This window comes from Mesorhizobium sp. M0048 (assembly GCF_040323405.1).
In the GTDB taxonomy this organism is placed as follows: Bacteria; Pseudomonadota; Alphaproteobacteria; order Rhizobiales; family Rhizobiaceae; genus Mesorhizobium.
This window is the reverse complement of sequence record NZ_JAMYUV010000137.1, coordinates 1-646: the sequence shown is the minus strand read 5'-3', so window position 1 is coordinate 646 and position 646 is coordinate 1. Positions and strand designations below refer to the sequence as shown.

General features: G+C 65.3%; 1 protein-coding gene. It reads right to left on the bottom strand.

Annotated features, from left to right (window positions below; translation table 11 throughout):
* On the bottom strand, positions 1 to 646 hold a 646-nt coding region (locus NKJ84_RS33095), incomplete at both ends, for a PfkB family carbohydrate kinase (protein WP_352510019.1).

Below are 646 nucleotides of genomic sequence, written 5' to 3'. Positions count from 1 at the left end.
CCGTGGCGGGTGACGGAAATGGCCGCCGCCGCATTGGCGTAGTGCGCTGCCGCAAAAGGCGGCATGCCGCGCGCCAGCGCACTGATGAAAGCGCCGATATGGGTGTCGCCGGCGCCATTGGTGTCGAGGGCGGCGACCTCGAAGCCGGCAATCGTTTGCGCCGAGCCGTCGGCCAGCCGCACATGGCAGCCTTTCGCGCCAGCACGAATGACGACGCCAACGGCCTTAGGGGAGTGGTCGCTTAGCAGCCGTGACGCGAGTGTCTCGACGGCGCCCGGACCGGCAATCGCGGCCGCTTCCGTCGTGTTGCAGCTCAACCAGGTAGTACGGGCGAGTATCCGCGACAGGATAGGGTGGGGAATGTCGGTGATGACAGGTGTCGGGTCGAGGACAAGCGGTGTGTCGGCCGGAAGCGCCTCGATCCAGTCGGTGAGCGCGTCGCGGCTCTTGGGATAGCTCAGCGTATAGCCTGACGTGAACACCCAGTCGTCTGCAGCGACCACCACGGGCGCCAGCATGTCGAGGCTGAGTACGCTTTCAGCACCCGGCCAAGACACGAAGGTGCGTTCGGCATCGCTCGAGATCAAGGCGACGCAATGGCCGCTGTCCATCATGGGCGATGGCGGGGTCATAGTACTGATACCCT